Annotated in this window: 19 protein-coding genes and 5 pseudogenes; 10 read left to right on the forward strand and 14 right to left on the reverse strand. The window is 64.0% G+C overall.

Annotation, left to right across the window (positions count from 1 at the left end):
• Window positions 1-275 precede the first annotated feature (275 nt).
• The 4 genes and pseudogenes from FGL25_RS10715 (at window position 276) to FGL25_RS10725 (ending at window position 3,479) form a co-directional block, all read left to right on the forward strand.
• Window positions 276-1,502 carry a hypothetical protein gene (locus tag FGL25_RS10715; protein WP_197733826.1) on the forward strand — a complete coding sequence of 409 codons (1,227 nt, stop codon included), beginning with the start codon at window positions 276-278 and terminating at the stop codon, window positions 1,500-1,502.
• 27 nt (window positions 1,503-1,529) lie between these two features.
• A pseudogene (locus FGL25_RS18120) lies at window positions 1,530-1,682 on the forward strand (transposase); the annotation flags it as partial.
• Entirely contained in the window at window positions 1,649-2,716 is a 1,068-nt protein-coding gene (locus FGL25_RS10720; protein WP_252970261.1) for an IS3 family transposase, read from the forward strand. The pseudogene FGL25_RS18120 and the gene FGL25_RS10720, both read left to right, overlap by 34 nt.
• A protein-coding gene (locus FGL25_RS10725) for an IS5 family transposase (RefSeq protein ID WP_138141670.1) occupies window positions 2,713-3,479 on the forward strand; the annotation gives its coding sequence in 2 pieces (ribosomal slippage) (window positions 2,713-3,043 and window positions 3,043-3,479; 768 coding nt in all). Before FGL25_RS10720 ends, FGL25_RS10725 begins: the two co-directional genes overlap by 4 nt.
• A 9-nt stretch (window positions 3,480-3,488) precedes the next feature.
• Here the strand turns inward: FGL25_RS10725 and FGL25_RS10730 are convergent.
• From FGL25_RS10730 to FGL25_RS10760, 6 genes are all read right to left on the reverse strand, one after another.
• Window positions 3,489-4,625 (reverse strand): cation:proton antiporter, encoded by a 1,137-nt coding sequence (locus tag FGL25_RS10730; protein ID WP_197733827.1) that lies wholly within the window; start codon window positions 4,623-4,625, stop codon window positions 3,489-3,491.
• 116 nt (window positions 4,626-4,741) lie between these two features.
• Window positions 4,742-5,317 (reverse strand): NADH dehydrogenase ubiquinone Fe-S protein 4, encoded by a 576-nt coding sequence (locus tag FGL25_RS10735; RefSeq protein ID WP_167493333.1) that lies wholly within the window; start codon window positions 5,315-5,317, stop codon window positions 4,742-4,744.
• A 131-nt stretch (window positions 5,318-5,448) separates the two neighbouring features.
• Window positions 5,449-5,958: a hypothetical protein gene (locus FGL25_RS10740; protein WP_197733828.1), complete on the reverse strand. Its 510-nt coding sequence runs from the start codon at window positions 5,956-5,958 to the stop codon at window positions 5,449-5,451.
• A 208-nt stretch (window positions 5,959-6,166) separates the two neighbouring features.
• Window positions 6,167-6,814: an HdeD family acid-resistance protein gene (locus FGL25_RS10750; RefSeq protein WP_167493334.1), complete on the reverse strand. Its 648-nt coding sequence runs from the start codon at window positions 6,812-6,814 to the stop codon at window positions 6,167-6,169.
• 27 nt (window positions 6,815-6,841) lie between these two features.
• The gene (locus tag FGL25_RS10755; protein ID WP_138141672.1) at window positions 6,842-7,984 is read right to left on the reverse strand and encodes an RNA polymerase sigma factor; all 1,143 of its coding nucleotides are present in this window, start codon (window positions 7,982-7,984) and stop codon (window positions 6,842-6,844) included.
• A 76-nt stretch (window positions 7,985-8,060) separates the two neighbouring features.
• The gene (locus FGL25_RS10760) at window positions 8,061-10,907 is read right to left on the reverse strand and encodes an ATP-dependent Clp protease ATP-binding subunit (protein ID WP_252970131.1); all 2,847 of its coding nucleotides are present in this window, start codon (window positions 10,905-10,907) and stop codon (window positions 8,061-8,063) included.
• Window positions 10,908-11,458: 551 nt separating this feature from the next.
• On the opposite strand from FGL25_RS10760, the gene FGL25_RS16970 reads away from it, so the two are divergent.
• The 3 genes from FGL25_RS16970 to FGL25_RS10775 all read left to right on the forward strand — a co-directional run bounded on the left by FGL25_RS16970 (window position 11,459) and on the right by FGL25_RS10775 (window position 12,744).
• Window positions 11,459-11,662 carry a hypothetical protein gene (locus tag FGL25_RS16970; protein ID WP_197733829.1) on the forward strand — a complete coding sequence of 68 codons (204 nt, stop codon included), beginning with the start codon at window positions 11,459-11,461 and terminating at the stop codon, window positions 11,660-11,662.
• 171 nt (window positions 11,663-11,833) lie between these two features.
• Complete coding sequence (locus FGL25_RS10770) at window positions 11,834-12,232, forward strand: Hsp20/alpha crystallin family protein (RefSeq protein WP_087141225.1); 399 nt, start codon at window positions 11,834-11,836, stop codon at window positions 12,230-12,232.
• A gap of 20 nt (window positions 12,233-12,252) precedes the next feature.
• Window positions 12,253-12,744: an Hsp20/alpha crystallin family protein gene (locus FGL25_RS10775; protein WP_087141226.1), complete on the forward strand. Its 492-nt coding sequence runs from the start codon at window positions 12,253-12,255 to the stop codon at window positions 12,742-12,744.
• 69 nt (window positions 12,745-12,813) lie between these two features.
• Here FGL25_RS10775 and FGL25_RS17565 read toward each other — a convergent pair.
• The 8 genes and pseudogenes from FGL25_RS17565 to FGL25_RS10810 form a co-directional block, all read right to left on the reverse strand.
• A pseudogene (locus FGL25_RS17565) lies at window positions 12,814-13,221 on the reverse strand (DDE-type integrase/transposase/recombinase); the annotation flags it as partial.
• A 6-nt stretch (window positions 13,222-13,227) separates the two neighbouring features.
• Window positions 13,228-13,578 (reverse strand): annotated as a pseudogene (locus FGL25_RS17570) (DUF3768 domain-containing protein); the annotation flags it as partial.
• 181 nt (window positions 13,579-13,759) lie between these two features.
• A pseudogene (locus tag FGL25_RS10785) lies at window positions 13,760-14,551 on the reverse strand (IS3 family transposase); the annotation flags it as partial.
• A gap of 61 nt (window positions 14,552-14,612) precedes the next feature.
• Window positions 14,613-15,077, reverse strand: coding sequence for a hypothetical protein (locus FGL25_RS10790; RefSeq protein WP_138141674.1), 465 nt, complete (start codon window positions 15,075-15,077; stop codon window positions 14,613-14,615).
• A 612-nt stretch (window positions 15,078-15,689) separates the two neighbouring features.
• A pseudogene (locus FGL25_RS10795) lies at window positions 15,690-16,385 on the reverse strand (IS6 family transposase).
• A gap of 133 nt (window positions 16,386-16,518) precedes the next feature.
• The gene (locus FGL25_RS10800) at window positions 16,519-16,830 is read right to left on the reverse strand and encodes an FAD-dependent oxidoreductase (protein ID WP_138141675.1); all 312 of its coding nucleotides are present in this window, start codon (window positions 16,828-16,830) and stop codon (window positions 16,519-16,521) included.
• Window positions 16,831-17,090: 260 nt separating this feature from the next.
• A complete protein-coding gene (locus FGL25_RS10805) occupies window positions 17,091-17,774 on the reverse strand; it encodes an FAD-dependent oxidoreductase (RefSeq protein WP_138141676.1) in 684 nt (227 codons plus the stop codon).
• The gene (locus tag FGL25_RS10810) at window positions 17,771-18,946 is read right to left on the reverse strand and encodes a M24 family metallopeptidase (protein ID WP_138141677.1); all 1,176 of its coding nucleotides are present in this window, start codon (window positions 18,944-18,946) and stop codon (window positions 17,771-17,773) included. The genes FGL25_RS10805 and FGL25_RS10810 overlap by 4 nt, the downstream gene beginning before the upstream one ends.
• A 247-nt stretch (window positions 18,947-19,193) precedes the next feature.
• Here FGL25_RS10810 and FGL25_RS10815 point away from each other — a divergent pair, with 247 nt between their 5' ends.
• From FGL25_RS10815 to FGL25_RS10825, 3 genes are read left to right on the forward strand one after another with little or no spacing between them, the layout of a single operon-like run.
• The gene (locus FGL25_RS10815; protein WP_197733830.1) at window positions 19,194-19,532 is read left to right on the forward strand and encodes a hypothetical protein; all 339 of its coding nucleotides are present in this window, start codon (window positions 19,194-19,196) and stop codon (window positions 19,530-19,532) included.
• Between the two features lie 54 nt (window positions 19,533-19,586).
• Window positions 19,587-20,840 carry a TolC family protein gene (locus tag FGL25_RS10820; protein ID WP_138141678.1) on the forward strand — a complete coding sequence of 418 codons (1,254 nt, stop codon included), beginning with the start codon at window positions 19,587-19,589 and terminating at the stop codon, window positions 20,838-20,840.
• Window positions 20,840-22,015, forward strand: a complete 1,176-nt coding sequence (locus FGL25_RS10825; RefSeq protein WP_088411366.1) for an efflux RND transporter periplasmic adaptor subunit — start codon at window positions 20,840-20,842, stop codon at window positions 22,013-22,015. The genes FGL25_RS10820 and FGL25_RS10825 overlap by 1 nt, the downstream gene beginning before the upstream one ends.
• Window positions 22,016-22,022: the final 7 nt, after the last annotated feature.

Genomic DNA, 22,022 nt, shown 5'->3' on the forward strand with positions numbered 1-22,022 from the left:
TATGGGATGATGATGATCAGGTAGTGGCCGCAGGCTGGGAAAACCCGAGGTACTGTCGGAGCCTTGAGCTCGATAGCCTGATTGGGACCTGGTCCAGCGGACTCCATCAGGGCCAGCGGCCATCGACGCCGCACAAACAGGCCGGACAGATGACCGCAACACCCAGATCGTCACTTCAAACCAGATTCACCCTTGCAGTGCAGGGGCCGTCCACAGATGTCAGCACCGGCATTTGAAGCGCGCTCGATCTTGGCGCCGCCTCGGGTTTTCCCTCGATGAACAATCCCGGCTCCAGTTCATCGAAGCGGGTTCAGGACCGCACGGACCGACTCAACAAGAACTGCTTCTGCGTTACACTGGACCTTCCATCGCTGCGCGAAGCGATGGAGCGCGAGGCCGGTGAGCCGGCATTCTTCGAGACGTTCATCCGCCCCAAGGCCCATCTGTTCTCGCACGTACCGGTGTTCCTTTCGGCCACCACCGTGGATGAGATGCGCGCCATCGCAGCGGCTGTGGAGACCACCGCCCAACTCGCGGCATACAAAGCCGCGGTCCTTTCCTGGGCGCCGGAAATCGCGCGGGCGGATCACGGTCCGATCGGGGCATTGATGGGCTACGACTTTCATCTTGGCGAAGACGGCCCCCGGCTGATCGAGATCAATACCAACGCCGGCGGGGCATTTCTCAATGCCTTTCTTGCAAGGGCGCAGCGCGCGTGTTGTGCCGAAATGGATATCCCCCCGGCGCTGCCATCGTTCGAGGACGCGGCGTTTCGCATGTTCCAGAACGAATGGATTCGGCAGCGGGGAACGGGCACGCCACAACGCATCGCCATCATCGATGACAATCCGCCGGAACAGTACCTTTATCCCGAGTTCGTGCTCGCGCGGCAAGTTTTGGCGGCACGAGGGGTAGACGCGGTCATCGCCGACGCCGGTCACCTTAGCTACGACGATGGTCGGCTCAGCGTCGACGGAAAGACGATCGATCTCGTTTACAATCGGGTCACCGATTTCGCCTTTGATCAGCCCGAGCACAAGGCATTGCAGGAATCCTACCGTGATGGCGCGGTTGTCGTAACGCCGAATCCGCACAACCACGCGCTCCTTGCCGACAAGCGCAACCTTTCGCTTCTTTCGAATTCCGCGACACTTGAGGCATGGGGAGTCGACCCGGGGATTCGGGCCGGGCTTGCTGCCGTTCCACGCACCGTTCTGGTCAATCCCGACAACGCTGATGCACTTTGGAAATCCCGCAACGACCTGTTCTTCAAGCCGACAGGAGGACATGGTGGCAAGGCGGTATATCGTGGCGACAAGCTGACGAAAGGAGTCTGGGCGGAGATCGTGGGAGGCGGATACGTTGCCCAGACGCTGGTCCGCCCCAGCGAGCGCATGATCAAGATCGACGAGACACCCCAGAGGCGCAAAATGGACGTGCGACTGTATACCTATGATGGGCAGGTTGACGTGCCCCTGAGAATTTCCTCCACGCGGAGCTAGAGTCCGGCCCTTGAAAGGACGGACGGAATGAAACGAGCGAGATTCACGGAAGAGCAGATCATCGGGATCCTGCGGGAGAACGAGGCCGGCGCCAAAGCGGGCGAGCTGGCGCGCAAGCACGGCGTGTCGGAGGGCACGATCTACGCCTGGAAGGCCAAGTTCGGCGGGATGAGCGTGTCGGACGCCCAGCGCCTCCGGGCCCTGGAAGACGAGAACGGAAAGCTGAAGCGCCTGCTGGCCGACGCCATGCTCGACAAAGCCGCGTTGAACGATCTGCTGTCAAAAAAGTGGTAGGGCCCGCGGCGCTGCGCCAGGCCGTCGCCCATCTGAAGGCGGCGTTCGGCGTCAGCGAGCGACGGGCCTGCTCCATCATCAAGGCGGACCGTAAGTCGGTGCGCTATCGCTCCTGCCGACAGCCGGACACGGCGCTGCGGGAGCGGCTGCGCGCCCTGGCTGTCGAGCGGCGACGGTTCGGCTATCGGCGGCTGTTCGTGCTGCTGCGGCGTGAGGGAGAACCCTCGGGCAAGAACCGGATCTACCGGCTCTATCGCGAGGAAGGCCTGACGGTGCGTAAGCGTCGTTGCCGTCGTCGCGCCATCGGCACACGGGCGCCGATCCTGGTCGAGGCCAGGCCGAACGCCCGCTGGTCATTGGACTTTGTGCACGACCAGTTCGCCACGGGCCGCCGCTTCCGCATTCTCAACGTGGTCGACGACGTCACCCGCGAGTGCCTGGCGGCGATCCCCGACACCTCGATCTCGGGACGCCGCGTCGCGCGTGAGCTGACAGCGCTGATCGCTCGGCGGGGCTGTCCTGCCATGATCGTCAGCGACAACGGCACGGAGTTCACGTCCACGGCCATCCTGGCCTGGGCGCAGGATCATGGCGTCGACTGGCACTACATCGCGCCGGGCAAGCCGACCCAGAACGGGTTTGTGGAATCCTTCAACGGCCGCATGCGCGACGAACTGTTGAACGAAAGCCTGTTCTTCGGCCTCGACCACGCCCGCCAGAAGGTCGCCGCCTGGGCGCTGGACTACAACACCCGCCGGCCGCACTCATCGATCGGCTACCTCACCCCGGAGGCTTTTGCCGCCAGTCTGACCGCAACAGGCCGACCCGCTGCGCAGGATGAAAGCTGCGCGGTCCGGCCTGTTGCTCACCCCACGCTACGAGGCGTAACTAACCCAAGGACTCTGGTCGCCGCTGGATGAAAACTCAGGGGCACGTCAATTGGCTTACGGACGAGCAGATGGCTCGACTGGAGCCCTATTTCCCCAAGAGCCACGGCAAACCTCGGGTGGATGATAGGCGAGTGTTGAGCGGGATCATCTTCGTCAACCGCAACGGCCTGCGCTGGCGGGATGCGCCGGCAGCCTACGGGCCTCACAAGACGCTCTACAATCGCTGGAAGCGGTGGAGCGAGGCTGGCGTCTTCGTTCGGATGATGGAGGGCCTGTCTGGCACACAGGCCGAACGCCGGACCGTCATGATCGATGCCACCTATCTAAAGGCGCACCGCACGGCTTCGAGCCTGCGGGTAAAAAAGGGGGCCTCGGGCGACTGATCGGACGGACCAAAGGCGGGATGAATACCAAGCTGCACGCCGTCACCGATGCGAATGGACGCCCTATCAGCCTGTTTGTGACGGCTGGTCAGGTCAGCGACTACACCGGTGCGGCGGCTCTTCTGGATAGTCTGCCCCGAGCCCAGTGGCTACTTGGCGATAGGGGCTATGACGCGGATTGGTTCAGGGACGCCTTGGAAGCCAAGGGGATCACGCCCTGCATTCCTGGACGCAAAACACGCAACGAACCTGTTCGTTACGACAAGCGCCGATACAAACGACGCAACCGCATCGAAATCATGTTCGGTCGCCTGAAAGACTGGCGACGCGTTGCCACGCGTTATGATCGGTGCCCGAACGTCTTCCTCTCCGCCATAGCCCTCGCCGCTACAGTGCTCTTTTGGCTATGAGTCCTGAGCCTAAACCTTCAGTCCTGCCCATCTGACCATTACACTCCCGGCCAGCATGCTCATGCCAATCGCGAGGAGTAATGGACCAGCGAATTCCTCCGCAACAATGCCCGATGACGAGGAAACCGACAGCAGCATCAGGCTGAATTCTCCTCCGTGGGCCAGGATTATCCCAGTCCGCCATGAGGTCTGAAGCGACTCGCCGAATATTCGGGCGACAACCAAAACGATCACCGCCTTGCCCGCAAAAATGATCGCGAGCCAGCTCAGCACGACTGGCCACGCATACGGGATGATCCAAAGTGGCAATTGCGTTCCGATGCCGACAAAGAAAATCCCCACAAACAAATCGCGGAAAGGCCGGATCTCATTCTCGACAGCATGGCGCGCGTCACCCTCACCGATGATCATCCCGGCCGCGAATGCAGCGAGCGCTGGAGAAAGACCGGAGGTGGCCGCGACAGTCGCAGCCCCTAGTACAATGGTGAGCGCGAGAAGCTGGGCAAGTTCCGGATCGCCACGCGACGCTACCCAACGGGCCAGCAGCTGCAACGGGCCACGGGCAATGAACAGAGCTGCAACCAATGCCGTTGCACTGGCGACGACCGTTATCACGCCATACCCTTCGGCGGCTCCACTCATCGAATCGTGCAGAAGCAGGAATGCGACAGCTGCCAAGTCTTGAAACAGAAGCACCGCAATGGCCAGGCGTCCTTGGGCCGATCCCAGAGCGTTCGCGCTTGCGAGCACCTTGAGGCACATGGCCGTGGATGACATGGCAACGGCCCCGCCTATGAGGATTGCGGGGACGGGCGCGAGATCGAAGATCAGACTCGCTATCAACGACACCGTTATCGTCGTGACTGCAACCTGCACGGCTCCAAGACCGAAGACATGCTTCCTGAGCCTTACGAGCTTCTCGAACGAGAATTCCAGGCCGAGCGAGAACAGCAGCAGCACCACTCCGATCTCACCAATGCTGCTAAGGGCAGCGTTTTCGGCAATCAGGTCGAGGCCGGCGGGTCCAATGACTATACCGGCAAGAATGTAACCGACAATGCTGGGCACGCCGATCCGTGAACATATCGTCACGAGCACGAACGCGGCAAAGACCAACAAGGCCGCGCTTTCGACAAATCCGGTCACTCCATGCACGTTCTTCTCCTGATGGCATGGCGCAGGGAAGGCCAATAGCCGCGCGCGACTCTGTCAAGGTCGGGAAACAAGCGGCAGATCCTCGCTCGCGCTGGCCATTGCGTTCATTACTTTTTCCCGGCGATCGTCCCGCCCGTCCAGGCTGGGGGATCGGAGGCCGGGAAGGATTCGAGCGAGGCTTCGAGCACCGGATCGAATTCGGCCTGTTCTTGCGACGACAGGTCCACCGTGCCTTTCTGCTCGACCGCGCGCCGGAGGCGGTGATCCGAGCGACCGTGATCCACGCGGGACGAGATGCGGAAGGCTTCCGGCGCATCGGCTCCCTTGTGGAGTCGATGCCGTTCCTCTCCCCGCCAGCGGTCAGGCGCATGCCGGTGAGCCACATCCTCACGCACGAAATAGCGCCAGTCCTGCCGCTCCGCGAATTCCACGGCGCTTTCGCGGTCGGGAAATTTCAGCCGGATCGAACGGTAGGGATCGTTGCTGGAGGTATATCCCATCAGCGGCTCGACCTGCAGGGGTCGAGACGGCTCGAATTCCAGTATCCAGTAGTTGGGCCGCGGCGCCGACGTCATCGCGGAACGAGCCGGCCGGTAAATGATCGCGGTCGGAACGTCCCAAGACCTCATGTTGGTCCCGGGTATCGTCGGCGGAAAGGGCGGGCGGTTATGGCCGCGCATCATGACGTTTCTCCTTCTTAATCTTTGCGAGCTCCGCTCCAAAATTGAGATCGTCAAGTTTCTCCATTCGCGTCGAGTTGCGGCGAATGGCGCTCGCCGCATTCGTTGAGGTCAAGGCCGTGTTCTGGAGGACGTCAGATCGCATTGCCGTTGTCAGATCGCATTGCCGTTGTCAGATCGGCAACGGACTGCATCACCTTTTCGCCGTCAGCTTCGGAAAGCGCGCCGTCCGCAAAGCCGGACAACAGGGCGTCGAGAACGACCTCAAAGCGGATCACAACCTCTTCGCTGGCTACCACCGCAAGCTTATGATTGAGAACCCTCAGATCATCGATCAGCCCGGCCTCATGCTTTGCGTTCTCGACAATTTCCGCGACCTTTTCTATGCACGACATGTATATATCGCATTGCTGCTGAAGGATGATAACCCTTCCTTCTTTCCGAAGCTCGAGTTCTGTCTGACGATTGAGGAGAGCGGCGGTAAGAGCGATCGTGACGACGGCGCCCAGAAAGACCAGCGTCACCTCTTGGGCAAACGGCAGAGGCTCTTCCGACATATACATTGCGCGAAACATAAAATAGATGCCGACCCCAAACGAGGTGGCGACAACTAGGTAGGCAAGATCGCGCAGGCTGTACTTCATTGGCGATCGTCCTCTTTGCAATCTGCCCTCAGCCGAACATTGGGCTTCTCGCAGCTTTGTTCTTCGCCACTCGGCTGCGGGAAAACCGGCGTCGGACCGCTGCCGAAAGGATTGAAACCAGCCTTTAGACAGCGGTCAAAGATTGTCTCGTCCCATCGAGTAAAATCATCCTCGTTGCCGATGGGCCGCCCGGTCGTCATTCCGCGAGTCATGTGCCTACGGCTTGGTTGGCTTCGGGACCTTTGTCGTGCTCCGTGTGATTGGCGCGGCGCAGCCGCAGGCCCAACATGAGCATCATTGCTCCGAAGAAGGCGGCGTAAAAGCCAAGAAGCCAGCCAAGCGCAAGAAAACTTTCGAGCGGGCGCGTCAGCAGCATCCAGGTCACTAAGACCCCCAGGGTGACGGACAGAAGGCCGCTCAGGATGAGCCAGATTTCGCCCTTGATTTCCTTGCGCAGGCGAATCGCCGCCACGATTTCCAGGACGCCGGAGAACACGGACCAGAATGCGATGCTGGCCCAGAGGAATGTCGCAAGCACGAGCGTCGCGACAAAGGGCGAGACAACCACGACGACGCCGGTGGCGATCCCCAGGAGGCCGCTGAACATCAGCCAGCCCCAGCGTTTGCCCTTGCGGATGTTACGTATCGCGGCGACGAGGCCGAACACGCCGTCGGCAAAGGCGAACGCGCCGAAGACCAGCGTGAGCGCCAGAAGCGATTCCGCAGGCATGACGAAGGCCAGCACCGCGATGATCAATGCGAGCACGCCGCGCAACACGAATGCCCACCAATTCCGGGACAGGCTGCACAGCATGTCTTGCATCTTGTCGGTCGGGTTTTCATAGGCTGTTCTCATTGGTCCATCTCCTGTTCCTGTTTCAACTCAGTTTTCTGCGCTTGTCTCCGCGCCGGCGAGCGCGGCAGCCACGCGGCGCCGGTACTCGACTGGCTGGGGCAGGCGCTGCGTCAGGGCAATTTCCCGTTCGATGGGCGCGCGCCCCGATGCCTCGCTGATCAACCCCGCTTCGACAAGCTTTCTGCGCAGTGTCTCGCCCGCCTTCTCGGCGATTTCTTCGACCTCTGCTTCGGAAAGGCCGAGGAGGTCCGCCGTCTCCGCAAGCGTGGCGTCGTCTAGGTGGAGCCGATAGAGAACGCGGCGTTCGACCGACGGAAGATCGGCGATTGCCCGGTGCAGCGTCACGGCGATATCATGACGACTCATTTCGGTCTCAGGATCCGTGCCGCCGTCGTCGGCGACGAGTTCCTCGAGCAGCAGCACGTCGTCGGGCTGGTAGAACTCGAACATCTCCTCATCAGACTCGGTAGGCTCCCCGGCAGGCGCCTCGGGCGCTACGTAGATCGAGGCGGCATCCTCGGGCACCGCGCGGCGCGCAGCCTGCGCCTCGGCCTCGACGGTCTCGAAGGCCAGCTGCGTCAGCCAGTCCCGGACGGAGAATTCGTTCGGCCGCCGCTCGAAGCGGTTGAGCCCGTTGAGGATCGTCGCATCGACGATATCGCCAACGCTCAGGTAGCCAGCCGGCACAGACCCGCTACACTCGAGATAGGTCAACTCGCGCCTGACGGTGTCATAGATCGTATCGAGATGATCCTCGATCAGGTCAAAGAAGAGCTGGCGCCGGTCCGCTTCCGCCGCATCCCGCGCGGGCGGCAGCGGGGCGCCGATCCGGCGCCGGCGGGCGGGACGCTTGTATTCAGGCTCGTGCTTGAGGCGCGCCACATGCCGATCGACCTGGTGGCGCAGGTCGGCAAAGGCCTTGCGCAGGACAGGCTCGATCTCGAATCCCTCTTCCCGCGCCGCGATCACGCCCGACGGCAGTTGCAGGCGCAGGCTGATTTTGATGCGCTTCTTGCCCCTCGTCTGCGAGGCAACGACTTCGAGCCGGACCAGATCCTCGCGAAAGCGCGCAAGGTGCGGTTCAAGTTGCCGCACCTCCTCCTCGATGACCTCAGGCGCGCGCTGTTGGCCGTGCCGGTCGAGATTGCGGAATGATCTAATGACGTTCATGCCGTGGACCTTCCTATAGCTCCCGAAGAGATGGTCCGGCGCGACCGATATCGCGCCGGGCCAGTCTTTTGCGCTGTCACTCGGCGGACTTGTCGTCCTTGGACTGCACCTCATCCTCAACGCTGGGCTTTGGAACGTCCGTCTTGTTTTCGGCAACTTCGCTGGGCTCCTCGATCCCGGCCTTGGCCTGATCGTCCGGGCTGTCGTCACCGGTGTCCTTTATGATCTTTTCGAACACGACCCTCTGTTCGTCTTCCGACCAGGCGACGCGGACCTTGTCACCATCCTCGATCCGCCCGGAGAGCATCTCGCGGGCCAACTCGGTCTCCAACTCCGACCGGATCAGCCGGCGCAGCTCGCGGGCGCCGAATTCGGGGCGGAAGCCGACCGCGCCGAAGTGATCCACGACGCTCACATCGAATTCGAGTTCGACGCCCTGGCCGAGGGCGGTCCGTTTCACCCGGTTCAGCTGCAACTCGACGATCTGGCGGATCTCCGACTGGTTCAGCGAATGGAAGACGATGATCTCATCGATCCGGTTGATGAACTCTGGCCGGAAATGACCGCGCAACACCTCCATCAGTTCGGATTTCTGCTTGGCCTCGTCGAACTCCCTGCTGCCGCGTTTCGTGAGGTTGCGCTGGATGATGTCCGAACCGAGGTTCGAGGTGGCGATGATGATGGTGTTAGTGAAGTCCACCACGCGGCCCTTGCCATCTGTCAGGCGGCCATCGTCGAAAACCTGAAGCAGGATGTTGTAGACATCGGGATGCGCCTTTTCGATCTCGTCGAGGAGCACGACCGAGTAGGGCCGACGGCGCACCTTCTCCGTCAGCTGCCCGCCTTCGTCGTATCCGACGTAGCCCGGAGGTGCGCCAACCAACCGGGCAACCGAGTGGCGCTCGCCATACTCCGACATGTCGATACGGATCATCGCGTCCTGATCGCCGAAGATTACCTCGGCGAGCGTCTTGGCCAGTTCCGTCTTGCCAACCCCGGTCGGCCCGAGGAACAGGAAGGTCGCGGTCGGACCGGAACCTTCGCGCAGACCCGCACGCGCCAGGCGCACCGCATCGGCCACGGCGCGGATCGCTTCTTCCTGGCCAATGACGCGCTCGTGCAGCTTCTCCTCGAGCTTCAGGAGCTTGTCCTTCTCCTCGGCGGTCAACTCCGTGACCGGAACACCGGTGATCTTGGAGACGATCTGCGCGACATGATCGGCGCGCACCTCGGCGGTCGCCGAAGCCTGGTCGCGCTTCCAGATCTCCAGAAGCTCGTCAAGCTCCTTCTGCTTCTGCTCGAGTTCCTTCTTCAGTTCCGCTGCTCGGTCGAATTGCTTGCGGGCTGCGGCATAGTCCTGTTCGCGCTTGATCTGCGCGACCTCGGCTTCGAGCTCCTGCACGTCCACGGGCCGCGCAGTGGCCGAGATCTTCACCCGCGCCGCGGCCTGGTCGATCAGGTCGATCGCCTTGTCGGGCATGAAGCGACCGGTGATATAGCGATCCGAAAGCTCCGCGGCGGCGATGATCGCCTCGTCGGTGATCGTCACCTTGTGGTGGCTTTCGAGCGTGTCGCGCAACCCGCGCAGAATCATGATCGTCTGTGCGACCGTGGGCTCGTCCACATAAACCGGCTGGAACCGTCGCTCGAGCGCCGCGTCCTTCTCGATGTATTTCTGGTACTCGTTGAGCGTCGTCGCGCCGATCAGGTTCAGCTCGCCCCGCGCCAGCGCCGGCTTGAAGGTGTTGGCAATGTCCAGACCGCCTTCGCCGCCGCCCTGGCCGGCGCCGACGATGGTGTGGATCTCGTCGATGAAGAGAATGAGGCTGTCCTTCTCCTCGGTGATCTCCTTGAGGATCTTCTGGACTCGCTCCTCGAACTCGCCGCGATACTTCGACCCGGCCACCATCGAGTTGATGTTGAGCTCGACCAGCCGCTTGTCGCGCAGCGCCTCGGGCACTTCGCCCGCGACGATCCGTTGAGCAAGTCCCTCGACGATGGCAGTCTTGCCCACGCCGGGCTCGCCGATCAGCACCGGGTTGTTCTTTTTCCGGCGGGCCAGCACTTCGATCGTCGTTTCGATCTCGCGGGCGCGACCGATCACAGGGTCGAGCTTGCCCTCGCGCGCGGCCTTGGTGAGATCGCGGCTGAACTGGTCGAGATCGGGGGTGTTCGACGGAGTCTCGACGCGGCCTTCCTCGACACCCTTGCCGACCACCTTAGTCACTTGCTGACGTAGCGCCTGCGGCGTCAACCCCAGCTTGCGCAGCATCGCCGCCGCGAGGCCTTCGCCCTCTTCGGCGAGCCCGATCAGCAGATGTTCCGGCCCGACATACGAATGGCCAAGCTCGTTCGAGGCGATGAAGGCCCGGTTCAGCGCGTCCTTGAGACGCGGGCTGACACCGATTTCGCCTTCTGTCTTGGCGTCTCCACGCTTCGCTTCCTTCTCGATCTGGCGCCGCAGATCGTCCACATCGACCTTGAACTGTTCCAGGATCGTCTTGACGACGTCAGACGAGGTCAATGCCAGAAGCAGATGTTCGGTATCGACCTCGCTGCGCCCGAATTCCCCGGCCTTCTGTGCTGCATCCTGCAGCAGCTTGTTGCCCTGTTCGCTCAGCCGGTCGGCGATGGTGCGTCCGCCGCCGCGCCGCGATCCACGCAGCGGCGCGCCCTCGCCGACAGTGGCGTCGACGACAGCGTCATCGCCATCACCCATAGAGCCGAGCGTGCCGCCTCGCAGCGGACTGTCACCAAAGAGGCTGCCGAAACCGCTCTCGCCGAAGAATTCGTCAAGAAGGGAACGCCGTCCGAACAGGGACTCAAGCGGCGAGGCACTGCGCCCCGACCGGCGCGCCATTTCGCTGTAGTGCTGATCGCACAGCTCCATGTTCTGAACCCTGCCGTTGACCGAGGCGCGCACGCGCGCCGTCGCCGGGCGACCGCAAATATCGCAAGCTCCGTTTGCCATTCGCCTTCTCCGTTTTCATTATCCAGTCAGGGTTGTTCGCCGATCATCTGCGCCAGTGACAGTGTCACGCAGCGACCGCTTCCGTTCGTTTCAGCTTGGACCCAATTGCCACAAGATCGGGCTCGTCCAGGGTCTCTCGTTGCAGGAGATCCTGCGCCGATTGCTCGGTAAGATCCAGTCTTCCTTTCCATGCCGATTTTGCTCCCTCTAGCGTGAGAGCTGCGCACGTATGCATTCGAGAAGTGCGAGAAGAACACGCCTCTCGTCGACTGATAGGTCCGGTCAGATGTCTTCCTTCAACGCGCTCGTCAGGGTTCTGGTTCTCGCAAGATTTTTTGCGTCTTTCTCGTCGGCACAACGGTCTGCGACCGCCGACTATTCGGTGACGGCGACCGCTCGACCCAGCCCCCGCGCCATGCGGTCCACGAGTTGCCCGGCTGTCGCACTGCCGACTTCCAGCCGCGCCGTGAGGTCGCTGGTCGCGAGGCCCGGGAATCGTCCACATGGGCGGCTGCCATCCACGACAGTCGCGTCTGACCGGGCTCACGGCTTTCATCGTCGATCCGCTGCTGGATGTGCTGGGCGACCCGATGGATCGTCGCGCCGATCAACGCGTCGTTGGATGCAATCATCGTTTGACCTCCAAGGTTCTGTTGGTCGTCGCGAAGCTCCATCAGACGCCGCTGGAGATTGAAATGCTAGTATGAATTATGCTTGCGTCGTATCATTGTGGCCGTAGAACTGAAACGGTTTCATTATCGATATCTCTTGCCTTGGCGCTCGATCCGCGAACGGCGTACTGTGGATCGTCATCTTCCGGCCTGAGGGGGAGAAGCCGAAGAGAATTCAATCAGGGCAGCCTGAGAGGAGCTGGAACGATGAGCACCGATATCACGCCAGCCACCGAAAAGACGACGACCGACGCGCCCGAGACCGCCGGCGGCGGCCGCATCTACCGCCCGCTGACTGATATATGCGAGACCGATCAGGGTGTCTCCATGATGATCGAAATGCCTTGGGTCGCCGCCGGTGCGGTCGAAATCACACTCGAAAACCGCGGGCTGACGATCCGCGGCAAGGTTGAGCCGATGCGGCCAGAAAACCTGGAACTTGCTTATGCCGAATATGGCGAGGGTGATTTCGAGAAAGCCTTCACGCTTTCCGAGGATTTCGACCCCGACAGGATCGAGGCCGAGATGCGCGGGGGCGTCCTCACCCTGACGCTCCCCCGAGCCCCTGAAGCGCAGCCAAAAAGGATCGCCGTCAAGGGCGCCTGAAAACCGAAGGAGACACCATCATGCAGATCAAGGACCTGATCCCCTGGGCGCGCAAGGACGGCGCGCCAGACGCCAAGAGCAGCGAAGACAACCCGATCGCGACGCTCCAGCGCGAAATGAACCATGTGTTCGAGAACTTCTGGAACCGGGTCGGTCAGTTCGAATGGCCCTGGGGCAGCGGCGAAGCCAAATCCGACATGGTTGAGACCGACAAGGCGATCGAAGTGTCGATCGAGCTGCCGGGCATGGAGATGAAGGACATCGAGGTGACGGTCAACGATGACATGTTGACTGTGAAGGGGGAGAAAAAGATCGAGCGCCAGGAGGAGAAAAAGGGGTATTACCTGTCCGAGCGCAGCTACGGCGCGATCTACCGGACAATCCCGCTCCCCCCCGGTGTGGATGGCGAAAAGGCGCAGGCATCCTTCAAAAACGGGGTTCTGACGATCAAGCTGCCGCAAACGCCCGAAGCCCAGGCCAAGGTCAGGAAAATCGCGGTCAAGGAGGCCTGAGCCGGGTGCTGTCAGGTGGGGCTGTCAGATTAACTGAGCGAAGTCGATAGCCCCCTTCCCTGCTCATTTTCAGACAGTAGCTGCCGCCCAAGCGGCATCAGCATCGACGCGAAAGCGACGAAGCGTGGATCTGCTGATCAAATGGCGCTGGATGTTGAAAGTGTTGTAGACCGCCGCGTGGGCTGTGAGAAATCTCTGGGCTGAAGCTTGGGATTTGAACCTCTGCTGCTGGCGCTCTCGTCGTCGGATTTGCAGATGCGAGTTCTCAGCGCGGTTATTATCTCGAAGCCGACCAGGGCGATGAAGATGCCGAAGTTCCAACAGATCGAGCGCCGCACCGTAAGATGCCAATCCATCCGTTGTGATGCTTTCGGGCTCAACCGGTTGATTGCGCAGAAGACGCTTGATTAGCTTCAACGCAGCCTCTGTATCCCGCCGGCGCTGAACGATGACATCCAAAACCTCGCCTTCATCGTCAGCCGGATTGTCACTACCGTAGAAGCAGTCAGAGCCGGAGAAATAGTCGATCTTGAACAGAACATTCAGTTTGCCACCGGCAACAGCGACTGAAACAGAAACGAAGTCATGCTGGCCATAGGGGTCATCGCCTTCAGTGAAGGCGTCGAAGTTCCGAAGTGCTTCCAGAATGGTTGCGCGAGCTACGAAGCTTTGAGCGTTGAAACCGGGGGTGGTGAGGCAAAACCCTTGGAGACGGACGCCATCGTGAACGGTAGAAGCAAGTGCCTTTCGGAAGGCATCGTTCTGAGATGCGATGAGCTGGGCGCGGGTCAGGACTTCAACGGCTGGCGCTGAGATGGTTTGTTGTGCTTGCATCGAGTTTACCTCTTACGCCGGTCGCAGCGACCGACTTCCCGCACGCGGCACAAGAGGCTTCACGACTGTCACCGAGGCCGAAGGCCAAGGGAAACGGCTCAGCCGTTGACTGGCGGGATCTTGTGTCAGTCTGCGAACAAGTCGGAGCCCGATGAAGGCACAAACCTAGCGAACGGGGGCACCCGAGCTTCGAGTGCGGACGCCGTTCGTTGTAATCGCGTCGCCACGCCTCCAGCACCGCGCGGGCGTGCGGCAGGGATCGGAACAGCGTCTCGCTCAGCAGCTCGTCACGCAGGCGCCCGTTGAAGCTTTCGTTGAAGCCGTTCTGCTGGGGCTTGCCCGGCGCGATGTAGTGCCAACCGACGCCAGTGTCGTCGGCCCAGGCCAGGACCGCGTTCGAGGTGTATTCCGTGCCGTTGTCGCTGACGATGGTGTCGGGCCGGCCCCGCTGCCGGATGACGGCGTCCAACTCCCGCGCGACCCGCGCACCCGACAGCGAGGTGTCGGCCACCAGCGCCAGGCATTCGCGGGTGCAGTTATCGATCACCGTCAGGATGCGGAAGCGCCGTCCGTCCGTCATCTGGTCTGCGACGAAGTCCAGCGACCAGCGCTGGTTGGCCGCCAGCGGCACGTCTAGTGGTCGCCGCGTGCCCATTGCTCGCTTCCGACCGCCCCGCCGGCGCACCGTCAGTCGCTCCTCGCGATAGATCCGCTGGACCCGCTTCCTGTTGACCGCATGACCCTCGCGCCGCAGCAGGACGTGCAGGCGGCGATAGCCGAACCGGCGACGCTCCTGAGCCAGGGCCTTCAGCCGGTCGCGCAGGGCGCCGTCGTCCGGGCGCGTCGTCTGGTAGCGCACGCTCGTCCGATCCACGCCCAGCACACGGCACGCCCGCCTTTCGCTCATCTCGTAGGCGGCCTGCAGATGACCAGCCGCCTCGCGGTAGCCGGCGGGCGTCACCACTTTTTTCCCAGCAGGTCGCTTCCGGGTGAATGCCGGTGTTCCGCACGAGCATCGCGACACGTGCGCCGTACTAGGCCTGATAAAGGAACATACCCGCCGTCCCGTTGGGCGTCGCAACCAGTCGGCCGCCCAGCAGCCGGAAGCCGGAACCACTGAGGTCCGGCGCCCGTACCGGACGACCAATGCGACGGGACACCCACTGATCCAACGCAGCAAGGTCCGACGCCGGAATCTCGATCGGTCGCTCAAGATCCGGGGCATAGACGGCATAACTGGCGGCCGCCTCCTGGGCCAAGGCGTCGATGCCCCGGCCTGGCGGAGAGCTGTTCCGGCCATGCAGGGTCCAGCCCGCCGCTCCGCCCAACGCAAGCAACAGCACCTCAGCCGCGGCTGCGCTTGGCCGTTCTCCTCGCCAAGATCTCCGCCTGACGGCCAGATTGCGGATGTTCAAACGCGCCGGGGCCAGCTCGTCCTCGACCTGCGCCAAGGCGGCGCGCAGGTCGTGGTTCTGCCGGCACCAGGCTAAGATCGACAAATTCCTTCGCGAGCTGCTATCGTGGCGCAGTTCATCCTTGTACGTCGCAAGATAGGAGAGCGTAAATCGTGACAAAGAGAATCGTAGCGGCAGCTCTGGCGCTGATCGCCCTCACAACTTCCTATCCAGCTTATTCGCAACACCGAGGCACCTCGGCGCCGACATCGGAGCGCACTCTCAGCATTGCAGAACGCCAGGCTGTATGGTCGCAGAACAGGAGGGAGTATCGGCGCCGTCTACTCCAAGACGGCCAATCCAGTGCAGATCGCTGGCTGGACGAGCAGGCGCGCAGAGCGCGGGGCGAATCCCGGCCTCAAGAAAGGACAAGGTCGCGCGACGGCGCCGAAAACTGCCGAAACGTCCGCTGGGTCAATCGCGCAACACCAGGGTTCGGTGGCGGAGCGATGACGATGAGCCGCGTTCCCATCTGCGTCGATTAGGCTTCTTCGTCTTCCCTGCTGCACTTCGCCATATCCAAAGACAGTCCGCGACAATAGGCGTCTGACCTCAGCCGCCTAAGGCAAAGGCGTCCTGCTTGGTACTGACAAGTTAACTGGGGTGGGTGTTGCAGGTTAACTGAACCAAGCTGAAAGACCCCTACCCTGCGCGCTATCAGACGGTAGCGGCCGTCCATGCGGCATCCGCATCAACGCGAAAAGCGACGAAGTGTAGGTCTGCTAATCAAATGGCGCTGGATGTTGAAGGTGTTGTAGATCGCTGCGTGGGTGGTGAGAAATCTCTGGGCTGAGGCTTGGGATTTGAACCGCTGCATCTGCCGTTCTCGTCGACGGATCGGCAGATGAGAGTTCTCGACACGGTTGTTATTTCGCAGTCGGCCGGGTCGGTGAAGATGCCGCAGTTTCCAACTGCTCAAGCGCCGCACCGTACGATGCCAGCCCATCCGTTGTGATGGATTCCGGCTCGACAGGTTGGTTGCGTAAAAGACGTTTGATCAGCTTCAAAGCCGCCTCTGTGTCCCGCCGACGCTGGACGATGACGTCTAAAACCTCGCCTTCGTCGTCGACTGCGCGCCACAGATACATGCGTCGGCCGCCGATCTTGCAAACCATCTCATCAAGATGCCAACGGCCTGTCGGGGGCACTCTCCGTTTCTTCAGCCGCCGTGCAATCAGAGGCCCGAACTTGATCGTCCAGAACCGGATCGTTTTCGTAGCTGACGTCGATTCCGCGTTGCGCCATCAGTTCCTCGACGTCGCGGAAGCTAAGATTAAAGCGAAAATACAACCACACGGCATGACGGATCACTTCGCCTGGAAAGCGATGTCGCTTAAACGATAGCGGTTTCATAAAACGCCTTCTCCACCAATGGCTTGAAGCCTTCGAAGTGGAGCACCTTTAGCGCTAGACTGACAGCACCGCCATTACTTCCTGACAAGCTGACCCGCCCGCCAGGGCGCACGGGCCTGATCGCACGCTTTGATCAGCCGAAGCGCTCGATGCGCAAGGCCTCCATCCATTTTGGAGACGGCCGCCCGAGGGCGATCTGCTCCATCGCCTCCGCCGTGACGGCGGCCAGGGTCAGGCCCAGGTGCTGGTGTCCGAAGGCGTAGTGGATGGCCGGATAAGCCTGCAGCCTGCCGATCGCTGGCAAATAATCCGCCAGGGTAGGGCGCGGCCCGCACCAACGATCCGGCGCGTCGGAGAAGGCGATGCCCAGCGCTTTCACATGCCCCTCGATCTGACGCCATTTGCGTGGGTCCGGCGGCGCCCGACGGCCGACCGAACTCGACATGGCTGGAGGCGCGCAGCCCCCCCTTGAAGCGCGCCACGGCGAGGGCGCGATCTTCGAACACCGTCAACCGGCAAGGCTTCAGGCCCAATCATGCTGCGCGGACTGGACCGAATAGCCGCGCTCCCCAATCAGAGGAACGCGCACGCCGAGCGGCGCCAGCAGCGACGCTGACCACGGCGCCCCGCCGCGACAACGACCCGCTGGGCGTCCACGGTCGCGCCGTCTTCCAGAGCGATCTCGACGCCGTCGGAATACGGGCCTCAGGCGGCGCACATCGGCCTGAAGGATGCGCCGCCCTGCTTCGTGAAGGCGATCGACAGGGCGTCGCGGACGCTCTGGGGTTCGCTGGCCTGTCCCGTGCCGGTGAAGCGGATGCCCCCGGCAGGGCGCGCTTTCAGGACCGCGTCATAGGCGGCCAGTTCCTCCGTCTCCATGGGGCGGAAGCGGGCGTTTCCCGTGCGCGCGCCGCGCCAGGCCTCAAGGCCCCGTCTCGCCGCCTCGGGCGTGGACCAGACGACCGCGTGGCCAGTCGGGCGGATCAGGCCGTCCGGCGCTTCGGCCAGGACCGCCAACCGCGTCCAGGCGCCCAGAGGATCATCGAGAAGTCGCGTCAGGATCTCGGCGCCGTGCGCGGCCGCCGCCGGGCGAGAGGCCGCCAGGAATCGCAGCGCCCACGGCCCCCACGACGCCACGTCTCGCGCCCGGAAATCCAGCGGACCGCCGAAAGCGAACAAGCGGCCGAACGCGCTTTTCAAGGTCGCGGCCGAGGGCATGGGTTCGCACTGCTCGGCGGCGATGTGGCCGATGTTGCCGAAGGAGGCGCCGCGTCGCGGATCGCCTCGGTCGATCAGAATCGTCTCGAAACCCGCCGCCTGAAGCCTGAGAGCCGTCGCCGTTCCGACCAGGCCGCCGCCGATGACCGCCCAGCGCTGCGGCGTTCTCATGCAGAGGCGCCCTCTCCGAAGGGATCGTCCAGGCTGTGCGACGGTTCGGTGAACCAGACCGGCCCGCTCTCGGTCATGTAGAAATGATCTTCCAGGCGGACGCCGAACCGGCCGGGAATGACCAGCATCGGCTCGTTCGAGAAACACATGCCGGGCGCCAGCGGCGTGGCGTCGCCGCGCACCAGGTTCGGCGCCTCGTGGATGTCCAGGCCGATGCCGTGGCCGGTGCGGTGCGGCAGGCCCGGCAGACGGTAGTCAGGGCCATAGCCGAGGCCGGTCAGATAGCCCCGCGCGGCGTCATCGACGCTGTGACACGGCGCGCCGATACGGGCGGCGGCGAAGGCGCGAGCCTGGGCCTCCTTCTCGTGCATCCAGACGCGGCGGAAGTCGTCCGTCGGTTCGCCGAAGACATAGGTGCGGGTGATGTCCGAGTGATAGCCGTCGACCAGAGTGCCGGTGTCAATCAGCACCACATCGTCGGCCTGCAGAGCGCGGTCCCCCTCGCCGCCGTGGGGCAGGCAGGTGTCGTCGCCGAAGGAGACCAGGCAGAACCACGACCCGCCCTCTCCGCCCAGGGCGCGGTGTTCGGCGTCGATGAAGGCCATGACTTCAGACGTGCGGACCCCTGCCTTCAGCCAGCGGCGGGTGCGGCGCTGGACCTCCAGCGTGATGGCCTTGGCGCGTGTCAGCAACGCGATCTCGGCGGGCGACTTGAGGCTGCGCTGGGCCAGGATCAGCGGCCCGCCGTCGATGACTCGCTCCGCGCCGAGCGCTCGGCTGAGGCCCAGCCAAATGAAGGTCGCCGCCTGATCGTCGACCGCCAGGACGCCGCCTTCCGGCAAACGCCCCGCCGTCAGGACGTAGGGGCTTTCCTCCTCCTCCCAGGTCAGGATGTCGCCAGCGATGGCGTTCGACGCCGCCGTCAATCCCGCGACCTTGTCCAGCTCGAACCCGGGGCAGACGTACTCCACCCGACCGTCGGCGTGGATCAAGGCCCCGGTCAGCCGTTCCGAAGGATGCCAGTCCAGCCCGGTATAATAGCGTAGCGACGCCGTAGGACCGAGAAGCAACGCCGCCGTCCCCTCCGCCGTCAGCCGTGCAGCCAAGGCCTGAATGCGAGCGCGCCGCTCAGCAGCAGTGATGGGACCGGCGGCGGGGGGAAGAAACGTCATGCTATCAACGTATATAGTATATTATTTATCGTTCTGCTTCTCTCATGGCTTGGAGTATCGAGCAAGAGCCGGACAGACGCGCTTCCCCGGACACCCACCCATGCGCCCGAGCCATGATCCGTTCGGCGAGCAGCCTCAGGGCGTGACGATATGGCGCAAAAACGCCCTTTCGGACGAACCTTATAACAGATTGCCTTCAACTCGGCCCTTTCCTACCTAAGCGGCCATGCCTCGGTCGATGATGACATTGGCGAACCTCTTCGCGGCTTTGATGCTGGTCATCGCCGTATTTGTGGTTGCGCCTGCGGCGGATGCGGCGACCTGCGCGCCCGACGCCGCGATCGCGCATCAGGCCATGGACATCGCCCACGGCGAGAATGGGGAACACGCCCAGGACGGATCCAAGGGCGATCACGACCGCATGGGCGGCGAGATTCACGGCCACTGCCATCACCCCGGCGAGCGCCCGTCCAGCGGCGATTTCAACATCGCCAGGCCCCAGGTCCAGGCCAGCCGCTACATCCTGCGCGACGACAGCACCGTGTCGTTCGCCTCTGACGGACTGAAGCGCCCTCCCAGAAGCTGATCGGAAGTCTGCGCCCTCGCGCGCCCTTCTTCTGATCATCTCTGGAAATCAAACATGTCTCCGACACATCGTCGTCGGCCGCGTCTGGCGGTCGGCTGCGCGCTCGCCGTGGTCGCCGTTTTCGGCGCCGCCCCAGCGTGGGCTGATCCCGCGCCCTCCTATGGCGAACTGCTCGCCCACCTGGGCCGAACGCCCGCCGCCGTCGAAGCCGACGCCCTCAGCGACGCCGCCGAAGCGCGCGTCCGTCAGGCGCGCGTTCGGCCTAATCCCAACCTGTCCATCAACCTTGAGAACGTCGTCGGGTCCGGCCCCTATTCCGGTCTCAGCGCAGGCGACCTCAGCCTGGCGTTCAGCCAGGATCTGGAGCTGTGGGGCCGCCGCCCCGCAAGGGTGAACGCCGCCCGCGCCGACGCGGGCGCGGCGGCGTTGCGCCGCGACCTGACCGTGGTCGAAACGGCCGCGCGGCTGGCCCTGGCCTATGCCGAGGCCGAGGCCGCCCAGCGCCGCGCCGCCCTTGCCGAGGAAGCGCTGACCCTGGCCGTGGCCGACGCCCGCGCGGCCCTGGCCCTGGTCGAGGAAGGGCGCGAGCCCCTGCTGCGCGGCATTCAGGCGGAAAGCGAGGCCGCCGCCGCCCGCGCCAGCCTCGACGAAGCCAAGGCCGAGCGCGACGCCGCCTTCGCCCGTCTGAGCGCCGTCGCCATGCTGCCGACGCCCGCCACCTCGATCGAGGCCGGACTGTTGGACGCGCCGACGACGCCCTCCGCCCGATCCGAACGCGAGGCGCCGACGGTGCGGGCAGCCGAGGCCGAGGCCACGGCGGCCGAGCGCCGCATCGACGTCGAGCGCATCAACGGCCGCCCTGACGTCACCGCCAGCGTCGGCGTGACCCGCTTCGGCGAGAACGATGAGACGGCCATGACCTTCGCTCTCAGCCTGCCCTTGCCGCTGTTCGACCGAAACCGGGGCAACATCGACGCCGCGCGCGCCGAACACCGGGCCGCCGAGGCGCGCGTCATGCAGGCGCGTCAGGACGCCGGAGCCGACCGTGCCGCCGCGGCCGCGCGCCTGGCCTCTTCGGCCAGCCGGGTATCGGCCGCCGACGCGGGCGTGACCGCCTCCGAGGAGGCCTATCGCCTGTCGCGCATCGGCGCCGAGGCCGGACGCATCTCCCAACTGGAGCTGCGCACCGGACGCGCCGCCCTGATCAACGCCCGATCCGCAGCCGTCGACGCCCGTATGGCGCGCGTCCGCGCCGAGATCGATCTGGCGCGCCTGGAAGGCCGCGCCCCCTTTGAAGGAAGCCGCTGATGCGCAAGCTGTCGTCAAACAAGAAGGTCAACATCGCCGCGGCCGCCGCCGTGCTGCTTCTCGGAGGAAGCGCGCTCTATCTGGGCGGCTTCCGATCGGACCCGTCGCCCGCCCCCGAGGCGACGAAGACCGAGACGAAGGGCGAAGCCGCCGAGGCGCCGGAGGGCTTGGTCGAACTGACCGCCGAACAGCTTCAGGCGGCCGGAATCTCGGTCGTCGCCGTCTCGCGCGGCGGAGGCGGCGAGACGCGCCTGTCCGGCCGGGTGGAGGCCATGGTCGACGCGCGCGCCGCCGTCGGCGCCGTGGTCGGCGGCACGGTCGAGCGTGTGCTGGTCGCGCCGGGTCAGGCGGTCCGCGCGGGCCAGCCGCTGGTCAGCCTGATCAGCGGCGACGGCGCCGCCCTCAGGGCCGAGATCGACGCGGCCTCGGCCGCCGCGACCGCCGCGCGTCAAGCGCACCAGCGCAACCGCAACCTGGCCGATCAGGGCGTCGTCGCCCGTCAGGAAGTCGAGGCCTCGCAGGCCCAGGCCGCCAGCGCCGAGGCCCTGGCCCGCGCCGCGCGGGCGCGGGCGGCGGCGGCGGGCTCGCCCAACGCCTCGGGCCGGATGAGCGTGGTCAGCCCCATCTCAGGCGTCGTGACCAATGTTCAGGTCGGCCCCGGCGGCTTCGTCGCCCAAGGCGCGGTGGTGGCCGAAGTGACCAATCCGGCGCGGGTCGAGCTGGTCTTCAACGCCCCGCCGCATCTGGCGGCCCAGGTGCGCCTCGGCTCGCACGTTCGCGTCACCGGTCCGCAGGGCGAGTTCAACGCCCTGGTCACGGGCGTCGCCGCCGACGCCGGTCTGCAGGACAGCGGCGCCACCGTGATCCGTGCTCGGCCCGAGGGCGGCCGCCTGCCGCCCGCCGGATCGCCCGTCACCGGCGCGGTCGTCACCGAAGGTCAGACCGGCGGCGCCCTGACCGTTCCGTCCGAGGCAGTTCAGACGGTCGACGGCGCCACGGTGGTCTTCGTCCAGGCGAACGGCGGCTTCCGCGCCCAGCCCGTGCTGGCGGGGCGTCAGGCCGGGGGGGCCACCGAGATCCTGCGCGGCCTGACCGGGAGCGAGAAAGTCGCCTCGACCAACGCCTTCCTGCTCAAGGCCGAACTGGCCAAGGGCGAAGCCGAGCACGGCCACTAAGGGAGGG

The organism is Brevundimonas vancanneytii, from assembly GCF_901421975.1.
Classification (GTDB): Bacteria; Pseudomonadota; Alphaproteobacteria; order Caulobacterales; family Caulobacteraceae; genus Brevundimonas; species Brevundimonas diminuta.